Source organism: Nocardia transvalensis (assembly GCF_015477765.1).
Lineage (GTDB): Bacteria > Actinomycetota > Actinomycetes > Mycobacteriales > Mycobacteriaceae > Nocardia > Nocardia transvalensis_A.
The window spans coordinates 438,009-455,616 of record NZ_JADLQQ010000005.1 but is presented as its reverse complement, the minus strand read 5'-3'; the positions used below and the strand labels follow the sequence as shown (position 1 = coordinate 455,616).

Annotated in this window: 21 protein-coding genes; 5 read left to right on the top strand and 16 right to left on the bottom strand. The window is 66.3% G+C overall.

The window, feature by feature from the left end:
* Positions 1-2: 2 nt before the first annotated feature.
* Positions 3-1,145 carry a helix-turn-helix domain-containing protein gene (locus IU452_RS17245; RefSeq protein WP_195110069.1) on the bottom strand — a complete coding sequence of 381 codons (1,143 nt, stop codon included), beginning with the start codon at positions 1,143-1,145 and terminating at the stop codon, positions 3-5.
* Positions 1,146-1,394: 249 nt separating this feature from the next.
* On the opposite strand from IU452_RS17245, the gene IU452_RS17240 reads away from it, so the two are divergent.
* Positions 1,395-1,673: a hypothetical protein gene (locus tag IU452_RS17240; protein WP_195110068.1), complete on the top strand. Its 279-nt coding sequence runs from the start codon at positions 1,395-1,397 to the stop codon at positions 1,671-1,673.
* 305 nt (positions 1,674-1,978) lie between these two features.
* On the opposite strand, the gene IU452_RS17235 is transcribed toward IU452_RS17240, so the two are convergent.
* From IU452_RS17235 to IU452_RS17195, 9 genes are all read right to left on the bottom strand, one after another.
* The gene (locus tag IU452_RS17235; protein WP_195110067.1) at positions 1,979-2,305 is read right to left on the bottom strand and encodes a hypothetical protein; all 327 of its coding nucleotides are present in this window, start codon (positions 2,303-2,305) and stop codon (positions 1,979-1,981) included.
* Positions 2,302-3,135: a phage major capsid protein gene (locus IU452_RS17230; RefSeq protein ID WP_195110066.1), complete on the bottom strand. Its 834-nt coding sequence runs from the start codon at positions 3,133-3,135 to the stop codon at positions 2,302-2,304. Before IU452_RS17230 ends, IU452_RS17235 begins: the two co-directional genes overlap by 4 nt.
* Positions 3,136-3,239: 104 nt before the next feature.
* Complete coding sequence (locus tag IU452_RS17225; protein WP_195110065.1) at positions 3,240-3,416, bottom strand: hypothetical protein; 177 nt, start codon at positions 3,414-3,416, stop codon at positions 3,240-3,242.
* A 5-nt stretch (positions 3,417-3,421) separates the two neighbouring features.
* On the bottom strand, positions 3,422-3,826 hold the full coding sequence (locus IU452_RS17220) for a hypothetical protein (protein ID WP_195110064.1): 405 nt from the start codon (positions 3,824-3,826) through the stop codon (positions 3,422-3,424).
* Positions 3,819-5,090: a phage portal protein gene (locus IU452_RS17215; RefSeq protein WP_195110063.1), complete on the bottom strand. Its 1,272-nt coding sequence runs from the start codon at positions 5,088-5,090 to the stop codon at positions 3,819-3,821. The genes IU452_RS17220 and IU452_RS17215 overlap by 8 nt, the downstream gene beginning before the upstream one ends.
* The gene (locus IU452_RS17210; RefSeq protein ID WP_195110062.1) at positions 5,087-6,553 is read right to left on the bottom strand and encodes a terminase large subunit domain-containing protein; all 1,467 of its coding nucleotides are present in this window, start codon (positions 6,551-6,553) and stop codon (positions 5,087-5,089) included. Before IU452_RS17210 ends, IU452_RS17215 begins: the two co-directional genes overlap by 4 nt.
* On the bottom strand, positions 6,550-6,984 hold the full coding sequence (locus IU452_RS39495; RefSeq protein WP_195110061.1) for an HNH endonuclease: 435 nt from the start codon (positions 6,982-6,984) through the stop codon (positions 6,550-6,552). Before IU452_RS39495 ends, IU452_RS17210 begins: the two co-directional genes overlap by 4 nt.
* 9 nt (positions 6,985-6,993) lie before the next feature.
* On the bottom strand, positions 6,994-7,854 hold the full coding sequence (locus IU452_RS17200; RefSeq protein ID WP_195110060.1) for a MarR family winged helix-turn-helix transcriptional regulator: 861 nt from the start codon (positions 7,852-7,854) through the stop codon (positions 6,994-6,996).
* 3 nt (positions 7,855-7,857) lie between these two features.
* Positions 7,858-8,043, bottom strand: coding sequence for a helix-turn-helix transcriptional regulator (locus IU452_RS17195; RefSeq protein ID WP_195110059.1), 186 nt, complete (start codon positions 8,041-8,043; stop codon positions 7,858-7,860).
* 128 nt (positions 8,044-8,171) lie between these two features.
* Between IU452_RS17195 and IU452_RS17190 the strand changes: the two genes are divergently transcribed.
* Both IU452_RS17190 and IU452_RS17185 read left to right on the top strand, forming a co-directional pair.
* Positions 8,172-8,765, top strand: coding sequence for a helix-turn-helix domain-containing protein (locus tag IU452_RS17190; protein WP_195110058.1), 594 nt, complete (start codon positions 8,172-8,174; stop codon positions 8,763-8,765).
* Positions 8,765-9,943 carry a tyrosine-type recombinase/integrase gene (locus IU452_RS17185; protein ID WP_195110057.1) on the top strand — a complete coding sequence of 393 codons (1,179 nt, stop codon included), beginning with the start codon at positions 8,765-8,767 and terminating at the stop codon, positions 9,941-9,943. The genes IU452_RS17190 and IU452_RS17185 overlap by 1 nt, the downstream gene beginning before the upstream one ends.
* 15 nt (positions 9,944-9,958) lie before the next feature.
* On the opposite strand, the gene glnA is transcribed toward IU452_RS17185, so the two are convergent.
* Positions 9,959-11,395: a type I glutamate--ammonia ligase gene (gene glnA, locus IU452_RS17180; protein ID WP_195110056.1), complete on the bottom strand. Its 1,437-nt coding sequence runs from the start codon at positions 11,393-11,395 to the stop codon at positions 9,959-9,961.
* 318 nt (positions 11,396-11,713) lie between these two features.
* Positions 11,714-12,550, bottom strand: coding sequence for an alpha/beta fold hydrolase (locus IU452_RS17175; RefSeq protein WP_195110055.1), 837 nt, complete (start codon positions 12,548-12,550; stop codon positions 11,714-11,716).
* An 80-nt stretch (positions 12,551-12,630) separates the two neighbouring features.
* On the opposite strand from IU452_RS17175, the gene IU452_RS17170 reads away from it, so the two are divergent.
* Positions 12,631-13,233: a CGNR zinc finger domain-containing protein gene (locus tag IU452_RS17170; RefSeq protein WP_195110054.1), complete on the top strand. Its 603-nt coding sequence runs from the start codon at positions 12,631-12,633 to the stop codon at positions 13,231-13,233.
* Between the two features lie 36 nt (positions 13,234-13,269).
* Positions 13,270-13,728 carry an RDD family protein gene (locus IU452_RS17165; RefSeq protein ID WP_195110053.1) on the top strand — a complete coding sequence of 153 codons (459 nt, stop codon included), beginning with the start codon at positions 13,270-13,272 and terminating at the stop codon, positions 13,726-13,728.
* Between the two features lie 12 nt (positions 13,729-13,740).
* Here IU452_RS17165 and IU452_RS17160 read toward each other — a convergent pair whose 3' ends face one another.
* From IU452_RS17160 to IU452_RS17145, 4 genes are all read right to left on the bottom strand, one after another.
* The gene (locus IU452_RS17160) at positions 13,741-14,055 is read right to left on the bottom strand and encodes a hypothetical protein (RefSeq protein WP_195110052.1); all 315 of its coding nucleotides are present in this window, start codon (positions 14,053-14,055) and stop codon (positions 13,741-13,743) included.
* Positions 14,052-14,264, bottom strand: coding sequence for a hypothetical protein (locus IU452_RS17155; RefSeq protein WP_195110051.1), 213 nt, complete (start codon positions 14,262-14,264; stop codon positions 14,052-14,054). Before IU452_RS17155 ends, IU452_RS17160 begins: the two co-directional genes overlap by 4 nt.
* Before the next feature lie 180 nt (positions 14,265-14,444).
* A complete protein-coding gene (locus IU452_RS17150; RefSeq protein ID WP_195110050.1) occupies positions 14,445-15,188 on the bottom strand; it encodes a DUF4191 domain-containing protein in 744 nt (247 codons plus the stop codon).
* Between the two features lie 66 nt (positions 15,189-15,254).
* A complete protein-coding gene (locus IU452_RS17145; RefSeq protein WP_195110049.1) occupies positions 15,255-17,456 on the bottom strand; it encodes an elongation factor G-like protein EF-G2 in 2,202 nt (733 codons plus the stop codon).
* Positions 17,457-17,608 lie beyond the last annotated feature (152 nt).

Here is a 17,608-nt window from a genome sequence, read left to right as displayed (position 1 = left end):
TATCAGGTTGCGACGCTGCCAGAGTGGTTTGGTCCTGCAATCTCTTCCATGAGCATCCGCAGCGTGAGCGAGTGTTTCTCCTGCGGTAGCGCGTCCAGGGCAGCTCGAGCGAGCTTCACCCCTTGGTCGCTGTCCCCGGCGCGTACCAACATCAGGCCCCGGTGCATCTCCAGATGGGTGGCGAAGCGGGGCAGCTCCGGTGGCAGTTCTGCACGTGCGTCGTCCTGTGCCTTGACTGCCAACCGTTCTTCACCGAGGCGGGCCGCCAGGAGTGACAGGAAGACGTTTACTCGCCACCACGGCACCGCGTAGTCCGAGGTCTGTTCCTCGGAGTAGGACACTTCGAATTCCCGGCGTCCGGTGTCAATCAGCTCGCGTGCGGTAGCTCGGTCGCCTTCGAGCGCTGCCGCGTGAGCCTTACCCCAGATGGCGTTCAGGCGGCCGAGGCTGTGGCGTTCGGAGATACCCAACGCTTGATCTGCGAACGTATGGGCTACGGGCAACGACGCCCCTTCGTAGCCGAGCGCGATGGCGGCTCTACCGCGCACCCAGACACGGATGTCGGTGTCTCCGGACCGATCGGCGGCATCGGCAGCCATGCGGTACCAGGAGATTGCCTTGTTGCCGTCACTGCCCGGATATGTCTTCGCGAATAGCGTCATCAGCCGGGCGGCAATAGCCCACATACGTGGGGAATCCAACTGCTGTTGCAGTACAACGAGATCGGCGGCCAGGCGCTGTTGGATCTGTGCCGCGCCTTGGCTCATGTAGTCGGTGCCGTACTGAGCCAACGTCCCCTCCCACTGTTCGACAGTGGGGCCGGTCGAGTGCAATCGAGCCGAAAACCCTTGGGACAGTAGATCGGACGCGACCACAGGCGCAATCGATGTCGCGGCGAGATGCGATAGGAATTCGCGACGGTTCACGTCGGCCTCCAACAGTTCCGGTGGACAATCCAACACCGTCGCGAGGTGACGCAGCCAGAACGACGACGGTTCGGTCTTGCCCGACTCCCAATTCCGCGAGATGTACTCGCGGCTCATGTTGAATCCCGACACCTTGGACAGCTCGCTGGCGAGCTTGCCCTGACTCCAACCTTTAGCAACGCGAAGCTGTTTGATCAATGTTCCCGTGGCCGCCGACATGGCTCAAGCCTGCCACTTTCCCCACCTTTTGTACGCCCCTGCTCGTGGATGCCACCCCCGATGCCACTAGCGTGCACGAATCGCCGTAACAGGGCCGCGACCTGCGACGAGATGCCACCCTCTTACCACTGCCGTCATATCCCGGCCAGCAACAAGGCTCTAGGTAGGCCCCGACGCCGGGATGATCGCCTCGCTCGGCGTCGGGTGCCTCTCCAGTGACCGGTTCGTATGACGGTAAGGGGTGACGTGGTGGGGTTCGACTGGTGGCGTGAGGACGCCGATCCGAAGCAGGAGGGCGTGAGCGTGCAGGAGCTCCGTGCCCGCATCGAACGCGAGGACGACCTGTCGGGGCGCGGGGTGGTCTGGTACCACGGGGCACCCGTTCGCCCGCTCACCGAGCAGCAGGCGCACCGGATCACCCAGCTACACAGGGATTGTGGGCCTGATGTATGTCCGCGTAAGGCGGCGGCGCTATCGGTCTTGATCGCGGCGGGGAAGGTCAAGCCCGACAGCAGCCGTGCCTATTGAGGCGTTCCGCACCACCACACCCCCACGCAGGCGATCGGGGATCTCGTGGTGCGGCACGAGAAGAATACGACGACCACAGGAAGGAGGTGCCTATGGACAGCCCGGACGATGACGCCGCGATCGACAACGAGGTCGCGACGGAAACAGAGAACGACAGCGCCGCCGAGTAGCGCGGTGAAACACGCTGAGTCACGACAACGGTAGTGCTGGTTATCGAGCAATGCCCCCGGATATCCGATTAGGCGCGAAGCAGCGGACTCCAGCCGGGGGCATTGTCTCGAGTTGTCACCGCGCATCCGTGGATGTCATTGCGCTCGTTTGCGGTACCGGTTGAGGACGTAGGTTTCGGCGAGTGACCAGCTGGTGAAGCTGCTGGCTTTGCGGTCGGTGAAGGGTCCGGTGGTTTGTTCGTGGTCGATTTGTTCGGGGTTGGCGACCATGCGGGCCGATGCGGTGGTGATGACAGCGGCCAGTTCGTCGTTGGGTGTGGGTCCGGTGAATCCTTGACCTCGGGTGTATGCCTTGGCCATGAGGGCGACGAGGGGGACGACTTGGTCGGCCAGGGCGACCAGCTCTGTGTTGTCGCCTTGGCCGAGGAAGTCGGCGATCTGCTTGCCGGTGATGGTTGTCATGGCTTTTTGGTGAGGACGATGACGCCTTTGGGGTGCAGCAGTCCGAGGTCGTAGCGGGTCACGACGCGGATGGCTTGCTGGTCGTATTCGGCGTATCGCTCCGACAGCAGGGTCACCGAGGGCGCGAGGTCGCGGGCGATGGCGACGTGGGCCATGTCGATCAGCACGGCCTTGCCGACGGCGAGCTTGTTGGTCACGGTGACCGGGATGCCGAACAGACGGTAGGTCACGTCCTCGGTGAGGTCGCTTTCGAGGATGTAGCGGCCGGTGGTGTCTTTGAGCTTGCGCAGCGCGATGAAGTCTTGGCCGTTGAGGAACCACCTGTTCGGGGTGACCTCGGCGGCCGAGGCGAGCGCGATGGCGTCGAGCAGGCTATTCGGGTTGCTCACGTCGAGGACACCGGTCTGTACACCCGGTTGGTTGATGATGCCGGTGATGGACTGGGCGGTGCTGTCGCCGGTCAGCAGCGCGGTATCGAGTCGATCGGAGACGTCTTTGACCAGACGGGTTTTCAGGGTGGCGTCCAGGCCGATCACCGATTGGCGCAGTAGTTCGTTGGTGAATCGGATCAGCACCTTCAACGATTTGCGGTCGGTGGGCATGAGGGTGATCTCGGCGAAGTCGACGTCGCCTTCGGGGATGAGTTCGCCTTCGCCGACGAATCCGACTGGGGCGCCGGAGACGAGTTTCGGGATGCGCAGCGGGGCGGCGGTATCGAAAATACGAGGCCCAGACGCGAGCACGACAGAGGCGGCTTCGAGGGGCTGCACGAGCAGGGACGCGACTTGGTCCCGGAGCAGTTCGGGATTGGCGGTAGTAGTTTCGACCATGGGAATGTCCTTACCGGGCGTAGGGATTTCGGGTACCCATTGCCACCAGGACAAGTGAAGGGGCCGCGCACCAGGCGCGACCCCTTCAGATTACCGGATGCGAGCTAATCGCCAACGGGCCAAGTGTGTACCTGCGGGCTCGCTGTCGGTGCGGACTCGGCGGTGACGACGAGCGCGTAGGCGCGGGCGAGTGATTCGAGACTGGGCATGTTGGCGGAGGCTGCCTTGTCCTTGATCGCCGTCAACAGTGCCTCGGCGGTTTGTGCTTTCAGCTCATTCATGGTGGTCACCGCGCCCGTGCCCGTAGCAGGCCCGCGAGGTCGACGGCGGCGGCTGAGGATGTCGCTCCTTGGCCGATGTCGCCGACCGGGGTGCGGGCGGCGAGGTGGGGTTTTCTCGCCAGCAGCGCGTCTATCGCGGTGGTCAACGTCTGCGGGTCGGTCAGATGGTCCGGATCGAACGGAAGGTCTGTCGGATCGGTCAGTCGGCCGGTCGCACGGACCAATTCGGCGTGCAGGCGGTGGGCGTATTCGTCGGCCCGCCCGGCGCGCTGCCGGTACTTGGCGTTCTCGTCGCGCAACTTCTCCACATACGCGCGCGGGAACATGTCGGTTTGCTCGGTGTCGGTCTGCACGGGGTCGGTGGTCTCGGTCGTGTCGGAGGAGGTGAAGGTGTCGTTGTCCTCAGGCATGGGTGGGCTCCGTTGTGGTGTCGAGGATTTCGGTGCGGCGGGCGTGGCCGATGGCGGTGATTTCGTCATCGGTGTAGCCGAGGCGGCTCAGCGCGATGGATGCGGGCAGGAGCCCGGCACCGTGCAGCTTGACGATGGCGTCGGCTTGCTGGGCGACCGAGCGGGTTGCGGCGTCGGCCCAGCCGACCCGAACGTCCACCCCGAGCGGGTCGGCACCGTCGCGGACGGCGACAATCAGGCGGGCCACGTCTTCCCAGGAGCGGCCGAACATCGCTTGGCGCGCCTCGGCGCGGGCGGTGAGGCTGGCTTCCGACGCGCGCAAGGCGTCGGCGCTGGCGGGGTTGTCGGTGAACACCCCGACGTAGTGGGCGGGCAGCGCGGACACGGCCATGATCTGACCGAGCAGCACCCGCACCGATGCCTCGTATCCGGCGAGGTCGGCCGAGGGGAGCTGGCCGAACTTGCTGTCGGCCGATTCGCTGATCATGGCGCGGTTGCCCTCGGGGATCGGGTTCACCGCGTTGCCAGCGTCGTCTTCCTCGAGCTCGATCCCGGTGGCCCAGCGACGCGGCCGGCCGACGTACTCGCTGGTGACCATCATGTCGGCTAGGGACTTGTTCAACGCGTCCACCAACGGTTTGAGGTCCTCGATCTCCGAGACCCCGTCCTCGAGCAGACGGTCACCGTTGCGCAACCGGACCACGGGCACTACCCCCAGCGGGTTCGCGAGCTCGTCGACGGTCGCGAATCCCTGTGTGGTTGCGCCGGTCTGGGGAGCGCGCAGGCGCATGATCCGGTCCGGCAGGTACAGGACAGCCTCGGTCGTGGTGTCGGTCTCCCACCGCTTGATCGCCGCCGTGATGTGGCGGGTACCGGGATCGGTGAGCACGGCAACCTGTTTGGCCGATTCCACGGTCACCTTCGCGCGTCCGTAGCGGTCGGCCCACACGATGACATACGCACTGCCCAGCAGCAGTGCTTCCCGGTGTGCGATGGCGCTGGTCTGATCGAGGTCGTTGCGTAGCCAGTCGGCCCACACGTCGGCACCGGTGAACCCGGTGACCCGCAGCCGCTCCGCGAGCGCGGTCACCGCCAGGCGCGGGATGTTGGAGGCCATGCGGCCGAAACGGTTGCCGAGCGCGGTTTTCGCTTCCGGGGACAGGAACGCCAGCGGTTGGCGACCGGTGTAGTAGCGGTCCAGTTCGGCGTAGCGGGCGGCTGGTTCGTCGAGGCGTTGTAGCAGCGTGGTCACCAACTCGGTCATTGAAAACTCCTCACTCGCTTTCTCGTGGATTTGGTCGAATGCCATGCGGCGCGGTCGAAGGCGACGATTGCCGCGACGGCGGCGTCGATCTTGCGGGGCGACCCGCGCTTGTCCTTGGACACCAGATCGCCCATCGGAGTGCGTTTGGCGACGCAGTGCGCGACGTGCGCGGCCAGCCGCGGGTCTCCGTCGTGGGTCACGGTGTGGGTGACCACGGCCTGATACAGGCGGTCGGTGGCCGGGGCCATCCGTGCGGCGTGGGCGGTGTTCCACTCCAGGACACGCCGTTCACCGTGCCGCTTGGCCCATGCCTCGATCTCGCTGCGCCACCCCCACGGGTCGCACGCCAGCTCAAGCACGTCGTAGGTGTCGAACGCGACCGCGACGGCGTTGTCGACGTCTTCGCGCGGCACTCGCCAGCGCGGGTCTCCGGGGTTCTCCCACAGCCCTTCCACCCACAGGTGCCCGTCGAGCGTGCAGCCGACCAGGGCGGTCGAGTCACCGGATGCCGAACCATCGAATGCCAGCACCACACGTGGCTTGCCGACGGACAGTGACATCCCGTCACCGTCCCCGGCGCACGCTTCCCACGCACCCCACGGCAACCACGACTCAGCACCGCCCACCCACTGCCCGAGGCGCAGCTGTCGGAACACCGGTTCGCGGATCGTGCGCCGAGCCGCCTCGATGCCATCCTCGGACAGGAACGGGTCTCGGCACGACAGCGCCGGATTCGCGACCCGCCACGCAGCACGGTCGCTGGTATCGCAGCCCTCTGGGGCGCGGAACTCGCGGAAGAAGAACGCCGGATCGTCTACGGCGCGTCCGTGTTCCACCAACCGCCACATGACGCTGTCCGGGGACGCGGCCGGGGTGCTGATGGCCAGTGTCAGTGATTCCGGGCGCTTGCCCGCGACCGAGGTGACCGCCTCCCATACGCCTTCGGTCACCACGTGCAGCTCGTCCACGATCTGAAGGGATGGATCATGCCCGTGCAGCGCGCCGACCTCGGCGGGCAGCGGCAGCAGCGTCGCGTCGTTCTCCGGGACGTACAACCGGTCCGCGTACACCTGCACCCGTTCGGCCAAAGCCGGATTCAGCTCCACCATCCGCTTCGCATACTTCAGCGTGATGTTGGCCTGCCGCTGATCGGAGGCGACCACCAGCACCTCGGCCGAGGGCGGGCCGACGAACAACTCCGCCACCGCCAGCGCGGCGGCCAGCATCGTCTTCCCGTTCGCGCGCGGGATCGACACCAACGCCGTCCGTACCCCCGCCGCATACGCGCCACGCACGATGTCGACCTGAAACTGCCGCAGCCGCAATGGCTTTCCCGCACCATGCCCGCGCGGGGTGACGAGGTATTCGCGGATGAACCGCTCCCGGCGACGCGCCCGGTCACGCGGCCAGCCCTTGAACGACAACGGCGGGGCGTCGATCTGCCCCTTCGGCCCCGCCTTCATCGCGATTCCCATGCGGTGTTTTCGGTGCTGCCAACGAAAAGGGTTGCGGCATCTCTGCTGGCGCCGCGCGAGATGTGAGTCGCAAACTTGGCCTCACCGGGGGCCGGAAGAACTTCTCGAGTAGGGGCTATCCCCCGGGCCCCCTTGCGGCCGTTGCACCGCCTACACAGCACCTGAAGATTTCTCAGCTCATACGCGAGATCCGGGCGCGTACTTACGGGGGCGATGTGGTCGACGGTCAACTCGTCGGTGGCACCACACGACGAGCACCACGGCTGTACCCGCCGCAGTCGCGCAGACAACCGCTTCCACCGCCCGCCGTTCCAATGCACATGGTCATGGTCACGAACACGGTCATCTCTCAGTGCGTGCTCCGGGCAGCGCGCGGTGGTGCTCGGTTCGCCGCAGTCCAGGCACGGGCGCAAGATCATGGTCTTCTCCTATGCGGATTTGCTGTCGTCGATGTACGCCCGGCGACGCGACGACGGGAGCTTTGGTTTCGGTTTCTGCCGTCCGCGCAAGACGGCCCAGCGCACGCTCGTGTAGTGGTCGCCCGCGTCGAGCATCTGCTGAGCCTTCGCCCGCTCCCCGGCCAGGAACCCACCCGGCAACTGGCTGTCCAGCCACGCCAGCGGGTTCGCCGCCGGATCCGATCCGAACTCGGCGACCGGCGCAGGAACGCTCGGGGCAGGCTCGACCGGCGCGGCAGCACTGGGGGTGAAGATCGCCTCGAACCCGTGCGCGTGGACGGTCTCCTCCACCACCTCAGCGGCGATCACTTCGGCGGGGCTCTGCTCAGCCACGCGCCCGCGCGCGCCCGCGTCAGCTAACGCAACGACCGCCGCCTGATCAGATGCATTGGTGGAATCCCCTGGTAGTAGTTCCTGGTGGGGGATAACTGAGTTGTCCCCTTCACCGGGTGCCGATTTACCCCCTTCCGAAACTGAGTTACCCCCTTCCGAAAATGGCTTACCCCCTTGCGAACCCGAAGGGGACAACCCGGTTACCCCCTTCGGGACAGCCAGCGAGTACACATTGGCCTTGCCCTTCCAGTACTGGTTTCCGCCCGGATCGACCAGCACGATCCACCCCTTCGCGGTCAGGGTTCGCAACGCCTTCTTCAACGTCGGCGGCGATACCTGCGCCGCCTCGGCCAGCGCCTTCATTCCTGGGTACGCGTTGGTCAGGTCGCCGTTCGCCCACGTGCTCAGATTCAGCAGGATGCGATACTCGGCGTGCGACAGATCCGCACCCCGTAGCGCCTCCATCCAGGCGAACTTGTTCAACGACCGGCCCGTCATGGCTCAGGCCACACCCCCACGCGTGGTCTCCGCCTCCTGAGCCTTGATCCAGCGCGCAACCTCGCTGCGCCGGTACACAACTCGCTTGCCGCCAAGGCGGAACGATGCCGGGCCCTCACCGATATGCCGCCAGTACCGCCACGTCGATTCCGGGATGCCAGTCAGCGAACTGACCTCTCTCGTCGTCAAGTACTCACGATGACCCTCTCGGGCAAGCTGATCCACCTGAACTCCATTTCGGATTGATCTGCAAGGCCATCTCAGATTATCGCTGGATTGGAGTGACAGCAAACAACAGTTTGGATTATCGTTGGCACATGCCGGATGACCATGACCATGACGAGTTGCCCGAGCCGACGCCTGGGGCGCAGCACGGCAGGCGGTTCACGCGCCCTGGCGAGCGCGGCCGAGCCGCGCTCGAAGCCGTACGCGCGCAACGGACATCGTTATCGGCTGAAGAGGTCTTCGCATCGAACCTGAAGACTCTGCGTGGTGATACCGGACTCTCCCAAGAGGCTCTTGCGGAGCAAATGTCGGAGCGCGGGTTCAAGTGGCATCAGGCAACGGTGTACAAGATCGAGAACGGTAGCCGACAGGTGCAGCTCGGTGAGGCAAAGGCCGTCGCCGCCATCCTCGGTGTGCCACTCGATCGACTCACCGATGACACGGACTCGGTTCAAGCAGTCTCGAAGATCCGCGCGATGCTGGTTCAACTCGACAAGTACGACCACCAGCTGTGGAGCGCTGCCATGCTGTACGAGGGGCTGAGGGAAGATCTCGAACGAGATTTCTACGCCCTGACTGACGAGCACCGAGATCTGATGCCCGACAACGAAATTGATGAGATCAGGGAGCGTATCGGGACAAGCGCCGCGCGCATAGCCAGTGACAATGAACGGGCCCCGTTCTGATGACTGTGCGCCGAAATCGCCGCGCTGGCGTAGAAGATCTGTGGTACAAGACCATCCGCAACGAGGACGGAACCACCGAGCGCGTGCCGTCCAAGCTGCACGGTACGGGCAAGCGGTGGCGGGCACGCTACGTTGATGACACCGGCAAGGAATTCACTCAGCGGTTCACCCGCAAGACCGATGCTCAGGACTGGCTGAACAAGGCCACATCTGCGCTCGAGCAGGGCACCCATGTAGCACCTCGCGACGCCAAGCTGACGGTCGAGCAATGGTGCGACGAATGGGTGAAAGGCTATGCGGTGCACCGAGATACAACGGTTCGGCAGGCCAAGGTGCACATCGCGCAGATCAAAGAGGAGTTCGGGAAGATCCAGCTGTCGGCGGTCCGGCCGTCGATGGTGAAGGCGTGGTGCGCCAAGCTGAAGGATCGCGGCCATGAACCGAGCTACGTGTACGCGCTGCACTCCCGGCTGTCACAGATCCTCGGTGACGCCGTGCTGGACGGCATTCTGGCCCGCAACCCATGCTCCCGTCGCACATCACCACCCGCAGGCAAGCAGAAGGTGTACTGCGCCACCACAGAGCAGGTGTGGGCGATCTACGACGCGATGCCGACGCACATGCGCAGCGCCATCCTGCTCGGCGCGTTCGCCGGGCTCCGGGTGTCGGAGGCGTGCGGGATCCGCGTCCGCGAAGACATGGACTTCCTGCGCGGCGTCGTATACCCGCATCAGCAGTGGGGCGGCAAGCCGTTGAAGACGGACGGTTCGGAAGCGCCGATTCCGATCGCCCGTGAGCTGGCACTGATGTTGTCGGCGGCCGTCAAGGAATTCCCAGGGGATCACGTCGTCAGCGACGAGTTCGGCAACCCGGTCCCGCCGTGGCAGGTCGAGCGTGCCCTACGCGATGCGCGCGGCGGAATTGCCGGTCTACCTGACGAATTCAGCTTCCAGGATCTGCGTCACTACCTTGCGTCGCTGCTGATCGCGGCTGGCGCGAACATCAAGGTCGTGCAGGCACGCATGCGGCATGCCAACGCCAAGACCACCTTGGACACCTACGGGCATCTGTGGCCCGATACAGACGAGTCCACCCGCAAAGTGATCGCGGATGTGATCACGAAGCGGATGGACTCTACTGCGTACTCTCTGCGTACCGATGCCTTGAATCAGGGGTGAATTCCCTGATCGGGCTTACACGTCGAAGTAGAGCTCGAACTCGTAGGGGTGCGGGCGGAGGTTGACCGGGGCGATTTCGTTGTCGCGCTTGAGCTGGATCCAGGTTTCGATGAGGTCCTCGGTGAAGACGTTGCCTTCGGTGAGGTAGTCGTGGTCCTGCTCGAGCTTGTCGATGACCGAGGCCAGGCTGGTGGGGGCCTGGGGGATGTTCTTGGCCTCCTCCGGCGGGAGCTCGTAGAGGTCCTTGTCGACCGGGGCCGCGGGCTCGATCTTCTTCTTGATGCCGTCCAGGCCGGCCATCAGCATGGCGGCGAAGGCCAGGTACGGGTTGCCCGAGGAGTCCGGCGCGCGGAACTCGATGCGCTTGGCCTTCGGGTTGTTGCCGGTGACCGGGATGCGCACGGCCGCAGAGCGGTTGCGCTGCGAGTACACCAGGTTGATCGGGGCCTCGAAGCCCGGGACCAGGCGGTGGTAGGAGTTCACGGTCGGGTTGGTGAACGCCAGCAGCGACGGCGCGTGGTGCAGGATGCCGCCGATGTACCAGCGCGCCAGGTCAGACAGGCCGCCGTAGCCGGCCTCGTCGTGGAACAGCGGCTTGCCGTCCTTCCACAGCGACTGGTGCACGTGCATGCCCGAGCCGTTGTCACCGAACAGCGGCTTCGGCATGAAGGTGACGGTCTTGCCCTCGGCCCACGCGGTGTTCTTGACGATGTACTTGAACAGCATCAGATCGTCGGCCGCCGACAGCAGGGTGCCGAAGCGGTAGTTGATCTCGGCCTGGCCCGCCGTGCCCACCTCGTGGTGGCCGCGCTCGAGCTCGAAGCCCGCGTTCTGCAGGTTGGTCGAGATCTTGTCGCGCAGGTCCACGTAGTGGTCGTACGGCGCGACCGGGAAGTAGCCACCCTTGTTGCGGACCTTGTAGCCGCGGTTGAGGGTGCCGTCCGGGTTGAACTCGGCACCGGTGTTCCAGGAGCCCGAGATCGACTCGATCTCGTAGAAGGCGCCGTTCATCGCCGAGTCGTAGCGGATGGAGTCGAAGATGTAGAACTCCGCCTCCGGGCCGAAGAACGCGGTGTCGGCAATGCCGGTGGAGCGCAGGTACTCCTCGGCCTTGCGCGCGATATTGCGCGGGTCGCGGCTGTAGGCCTCGCGGGTGAACGGATCGTGCACGAAGAAGTTCAGGTTCAGCGTCTTGGCGGCCCGGAACGGGTCGATCCGGGCGGTGCTGAAGTCGGGCAGCAGCAGCATGTCCGACTCGTCGATCGACTGGAAGCCGCGCACCGAAGAACCGTCGAACGCCAGGCCCTCCTCGGCCAGGTCGGCGGTGAAGGTCTTCGCCGGGATCGAGAAGTGCTGCTGGATACCGGGGAGATCGCAGAAGCGGACGTCGACGTACTCGACTTCCTCCTCCTTGATGTACTTGATGACCTCGTCGGCCGTGCTGAACGCCACTTAGTACTCCTTACGGATCGGTTCCCAGCCAGTGCCGCGTGCTGGGTTCGTCGCAGAACGCTATGGATGCGGTGTTTCCCGGCAATCAAGAATGTGTTTCGCCGGTGTTACACGTGCCGCTAGCCGCCGGGCAGCGATGTTCCCGCGCCCTGCCAGCAGCTCGGCCGGTTACCGATGTGTGCTCGACCAGCACGCACATCCTGCCACCAGTGGGATTGCGGCACCCGTCCGGACCCGCAAAAGATTCGGTAAGGACCGGCGCGTCGCGCCCGCGTGGCGTCGAAAGTTTACCGCCCGCAATCGGTGTCGTCCGAATGGTCAGGCTGCGCGGTCCAGTACGCCGAGGACGGTCGCGACGACCGCCTCGGGAGCGTCCTCCTGCACGAGATGACCCGCGCCGGGGACGGGGCGGAATTCGGCGCCCGGGATGCGCTGGGCGAGTTCGCGGCCGCGATCTATCGGGATCCACGCGTCCTGCTCGCCCCACAGCACGGTGACCGGACAGTCGATCGATCCGTAGCGATGCTCGATCTCGTCGGTGTACCGGTCGCTCATCTGGGCGATCTGCCGATAGAAGGCGGCCTGCCCGGTCGGGCCCAGCCACGGCTCGAGGTAGCGCCACAGCTCGGACTCGGTGAGTGGATCGTGGGCGGCGCCGCGGATGTAGGCGCGCACCAGCGCCTCGTGGGCGTAGGCGGGGAGGGCGGCGAAGACGTCCTCGTGGGCGCGGGTCGCCTGGACGAAAGGGGATCCGGAGGGGCCGAGCGCGACGGGATCGATGAGGGTCAGCGTGCGGTAGTCGCGGCCGTTCAGCAGCAGGGTGCGCAGGGCCGTGGTGCCGCCGAAATCGTGGGCCACCACATCCGGCCGTAGCAGTCCCCAGTGTGCGAGCAGGGCGGCGAACAGGCGGTTCTGCAAGCCGAGGGAGACGTCCTGGCCCGCGCGCATCTCCGAGCGTCCGTAACCGAGCAGGTCGAAGTAGTACACCCGCCGGCGGGCGGCGAGGTAGGGGGCGATCCGCCGCCATACCACCGAGGAGAAGGGGGTGCCGTGCAGCAGGACCAGGGGTTCGCCGCGGCCGATGCTGCCGTGGCGAACCTGTTGTCCCTCGAACTCGAACACCTCGGACAGGTGGCTGCCGTCGAACTCGTTCATCCCTAACCCCTAAAGCGTCATATTCCGGTTAGAATCCGAGAGTAGGGCAGGATTGTCACGGGTTCAAGGAGAGTCGGCGCATGACGACGTGGACGTCGAGCAATTTCATCGGCGGGCATCCCGTCCTGGACTTCGTGAACACGGCGGGCGGGCGGACCAGGGCGCGCGATGTCGAGCGATTGACGCGCTGGCGCGACGCGCTGGAGTGGGCTGTCCGGGCGGGTGTGCTCGACGGGACCGGCGCGGCTCGGCTGCGTGGCGATGCGGGCACGGCCGAGGGGGAGCGGGCGATCGGGGACCTGCGGGCTCAGCGCGAGGCCTTGCACGCCTATCTGATGGCGATCGTGGAGGACGCCGAGCCGCCCGCCGACGCGCGGGAAAGGGTCGAGGCGGACATCCGGGCGGCGTATGCGCACGCCCGGCTGTCGGCGCTGCCGAATCGGTCCGCTCCCTGGGACATTGGTGTCGGCACGGCCGGATTCGGGGTGCTCGGCGGGCGAATCGCCTTGTTGAGCAACGAATTACTGCTCGGTCCCGAGCGTGCGCAGATCCGCCTCTGCGGGGCGTGCTCGTGGATGTATCTGGACCCTTCACCGTCGGGTCGACGCCGCTGGTGTTCCATGGCGACCTGCGGGAATCGGGCCAAGGCCCGTCGTCACTACGACCGCGCGCGAAGGGTGTGACGTGGCCGACCCGGCCGCGGTGCCTAAGCTGGGGGCATGGGACGAATCACCGGTTCCTGGCTGTCGGGACCGAATGCGGCCGATCCGGGAGATCCGGCGCCGGGCGAATATCCGGGCGAGCTGCTGGGTCTGCCGGAATCGGGTGCGGGATCATTGGCATCGATGATGCGGCGCATCGTGGCGCTGTTCGTGGACTGGTTCATCGCCATGGGCATTGCCGCGCTGATCGTGCGCGGCGGCAGCGTCAACACCGTCACCCTGCTGGTCTGGTTCGTGATCGGCATCGTCACCGTGACGCTGTTCGGCTTCACGCCGGGCCAGTTCTTCCTGCGCCTGCGCGTCATCCGCATCGACGCGGCCGTCCCCGTCGGTTTCGTCCGCGCCCTGGCCCGCCAGGTCCTGCTGATCTTCGTCGTCCCCGCCCTGTTCACCGACTCCGACGGACGCGGCATGCACGACCGTGCCACCGGCACCGCGTTGGTTCGCTCGCGGTAACCGATAGTCGGGTCAGAGATCGAACCGCGCCCGCAGCGCGACCTTCAGGCGCTCGAGCTGCTCGCCGGTGAGGCGGGTCTTCAGCTCGACGAAGGCCGTCCGGGGAATGGTTGCCATCGAGTAGACGGCCACCACCTCGCTGTCGGAGAGGGGCACGGTCAGAAGTTCCAGTGCCGAGGGAACCTCGCGGGTGGGGGAGACCCGTGCGGCCATGACAGTCGGTCGGCTTCGTGCGAGCATATCCGCGTCCGCGACCACCGCCGAGTACTCTTGCCCCGAAATCGTTCGTACCGTCCAGATCTCGCCCTGCGCGGTCGGCTCGCTCATTCGGCGGGGTCCTGCTCCCATCCCAGTTCGAACGATAAATCCGGCCCTCCGTGCTGGGCCTCCCACTCGGTGAGCGCGCGGAGTTCGTCTTCGACCAGCCGGCTGCGAACCGCGCGGGCGATGTAATCGCTCATCTTGCCCTCGCCTGCTACATCCCGAAGTCGAGCCGCGATCTCGTCGGGAAGGACGATATTCATCTTCACGGCCATGTGCCCGATCGTACCTCGCATCATGTGCATGAAGCTGCCGTTGTCCTGTAGTTCCCGGCGTGCGTCCTCTAGTTCCCGGCGTGTGTCCTCTAGTTCCCGGCGTGCGTCCTCTAGTTCCCGGCGTGCGTCCTCTAGTTCCCGGCGTGCGTCCTCTAATTCCCGGCGTGCTTTTCGCCGGGATCAGCGGCGGCGAATGGTGCGCTGGACGCCGCGCATCTTGGCGCCGGTGGGGAGGGGGCCCTTGGGGAGGGCGGGGCCGCCACGGGTGGCCAGGGCGGACAGGCGGCCCTCGATGAGGTCCATGCGCTTGGTGTTGATGTTGCGGGGGAGTTTGGTGACGTAGCGCTGCAGGTCCTTCAGCGGCACCTGGCCCTCGTCGTTACCGATGACGATGTCGTAGATCGGGGTGTCGCCGACCAGCCGCGCGGTGCGCTTCTTCTCCTGTGCCAGCAGCGATTTCACGCGCTGCGGCGAGCCCTCGGCGACCAGGATGACGCCCGGCAGACCGATCACCCGGTGCACGGCGTCGAGCTGGGTGGTGGCGGCGACGCCGTTGGTGACGCGCCACTTGCCCTGCAGATTCTCCAGCACCCACGCGGCCGCCCCGGCCTGGCCCTCGGCCTTGGCATACACGTTCTTCTGCACGCGGCGGCCGAAGATGATGAACGCCACCAGCGCGCCCAGCAGCAGACCGATCGGCAGCAGGAACCACTGCAGGCCGAAGAACAGGCCGATCACGAACAGCACCACGGCGATGCCGACGAAGGCGCCGATCATCAACGGAAGCAGCAGCTTGTCTTCCTTGCGCTGCATCTGGAAGGCCTGCCAGAGCTGCCGACGCCGCTCCTTCGACGCCTGCTTGCGCGCCGCCTTCGCCGCGGCCTTCGCTTCCTTCGACGGTTTACCGCCCTTACCTGCTGCCATGGTTCTCAGGATAGTGGGCGAGGGTCCAGCGCCGCGCAGCCGGATCGGCCGGATTGCCCCGATCGATCAGGCCGGGGCCTTGGCCTGGGTGCGGATGGTCTCGGCGAGCTGGGTGGGCATGGGTTCGTGGCGGCTGTAGGTCCGGCTGAACTGCGCCCCTCCGTGCGAGAGGGAGCGCAGGTCGATGGCGTAGCGGCTCAGCTCCAGCTCCGGCACCTCGGCGCGGATGGCCGTGCGTCCGCCGCCGACCGGTTCGGTGCCCAGCACCCGGCCACGCCGGCTGGACAGGTCCGACAGGACCGCCCCGACGTAATCGTCGGACACCGTCACGCGCACCTCGGCGATCGGCTCCAGCAGGTTGATCTTCGCCGCCGCGGCGGCCTCGCGCAGCGCCAGCGCGCCCGCGGTCTGGAAGGCGGCATCGGAGGAGTCGACCGAATGGGCCTTGCCGTCGAACAGCGTCACCCGCACGTCCACCAGGGGATAGCCCGCGACCACGCCCTTGGTCGCCTGTGCGCGCACACCCTTCTCCACCGACGGAATGAATTGGCGCGGAACGACTCCGCCCACCACCTTGTCGACGAATTCGATTCCCGACCCCTCCGGCAGCGGCGCCACCTCGATCTCGCAGATGGCGTACTGGCCGTGGCCGCCGGACTGTTTCACATGCCGCCCGCGCCCGGTTGCGCTGGTGGCGAAGGTTTCCCGCAGCGCCACCTTGTGCTCGATCACATCCACCTGGACGCCGAACCGCGACCGCAGCCGCTCCAGGGCCACGTCGCGGTGCGCTTCGCCCAGACACCACAGCACCATCTGATGGGTCTGGCCGTTCTGCTCCAGCCGCACGGTCGGATCCTCGGCCACCAGCCGCCCCAGGCCCTGCGACAGCTTGTCCTCGTCGGCCTTGCTGTGCGCGCGAATGGCCACGGGCAGCAGCGGCTCGGGCATCGACCACGGCTCGATCAGCAGCGGAGTGTCCTTGGCGGACAACGTATCTCCGGTCTCGGCATGACCGAGTTTGGTGACGCAGGCGATATCGCCTGCGATCGCCTGGCCGAGCGGCCGTTGCTGTTTGCCGAAGGGGGCCGAGACCGCGCCCACCCGTTCGTCCACGTCGTGGTTTCGTTCTTCGGTGGGGCCGTGGCCGCAGACGTGCACCGTGTCGTCGGGGCGCAGGGTGCCCGAGAACACGCGCACCAGCGACAGCCGCCCGACGTAGGGGTCGGAGGCGGTGCGGATCACCTCGGCGGCGAGGGGCGCCTGCGGATCACAGGTCAGCGGCTCGGGGGCCGAACTGCCGGAGGGGGAGCTCGCCGAGACGGGATGCTCTGCGGGCGTGGGGAATCCGCGCGTGATCAGATCCAGGATCTCGACCATGCCCAGGCCCTGTTTCGCGCCCTCGGGCGGGGGAGCGGCGATCAGGATCGGATGGAAGCTGCCGCGCGCGACGGCCCGCTCCAGATCGGTGACCAGCGTGGTGAGATCGATCTCCTCGCCCTCGAGATAGCGGTCCATGAGGGTCTCGTCCTCGCTCTCGGCGATGATGCCCTCGATGAGCCGCCCGCGGGCCGTCTCGATCAGCTCGCTCTGTTCGGGTGTCGGTTCGGTGCGGGTGTGCTCGCCCGCGGAGTAGTCGAAGACCTGCTGGGTGAGCAGATCGATCAGCCCCGTCACGGGGCGGTGGCCGTCGGCGGCCTTCGGCCCGTACACCGGAAGATGCAGCGGCAGCATGCTTTCCGCCGCGCCGCCGCCGAGAAAGTCGCGACAGGTCTCGGCCATCTCGTCGAAATCGGCTCGGGCGGCGTCCAAATGGGTGATCACGAGCGCGCGGGGCATGCCGACCGCGGCGCATTCCTCCCACAGGGCGAGGGTCTGCCCGCCGACGCCCTCCGCACCGGCGGCGGCCGAGATCACGAAAAGGGCCGCGTCCGCGGCGCGCAGACCGGCCCTCAATTCGCCGACGAAATCGGCATATCCGGGAGTGTCCAGCAGATTGATCTTGATCCCGTCCCAGGCGATCGGGACCACCGACAACTGCACCGATCTATGTTGTCGCTGTTCGATGTCGTCGTAGTCGGACACGCAGGTGCCGTCCTCCACCCGCCCGGCCCGGGTGACCGCGCCGGTGGCCACGGCGAGCGCCTCGACCAGCGTGGTTTTCCCCGACCCACTGTGCCCGACCAGCACCACGTTGCGGATGTCCGTGGGACGCTCCACCGTGACTACCCTGCCGTTGCCTCCGGCGGGTGTGCTCGCCTTCTCGACCATGTGCCCTCACTCCCGGAGTACGACATGTGCGGTTAATCCGAGCTTCCCACCGACGACCACGACCTGTCAGCAATTCGAAAGATCCCGAGACACACCGAGATAGATCGAGCCACGCCCCTACCGGTCGGTCCGGGGGCGCGTGCGTGTATCCC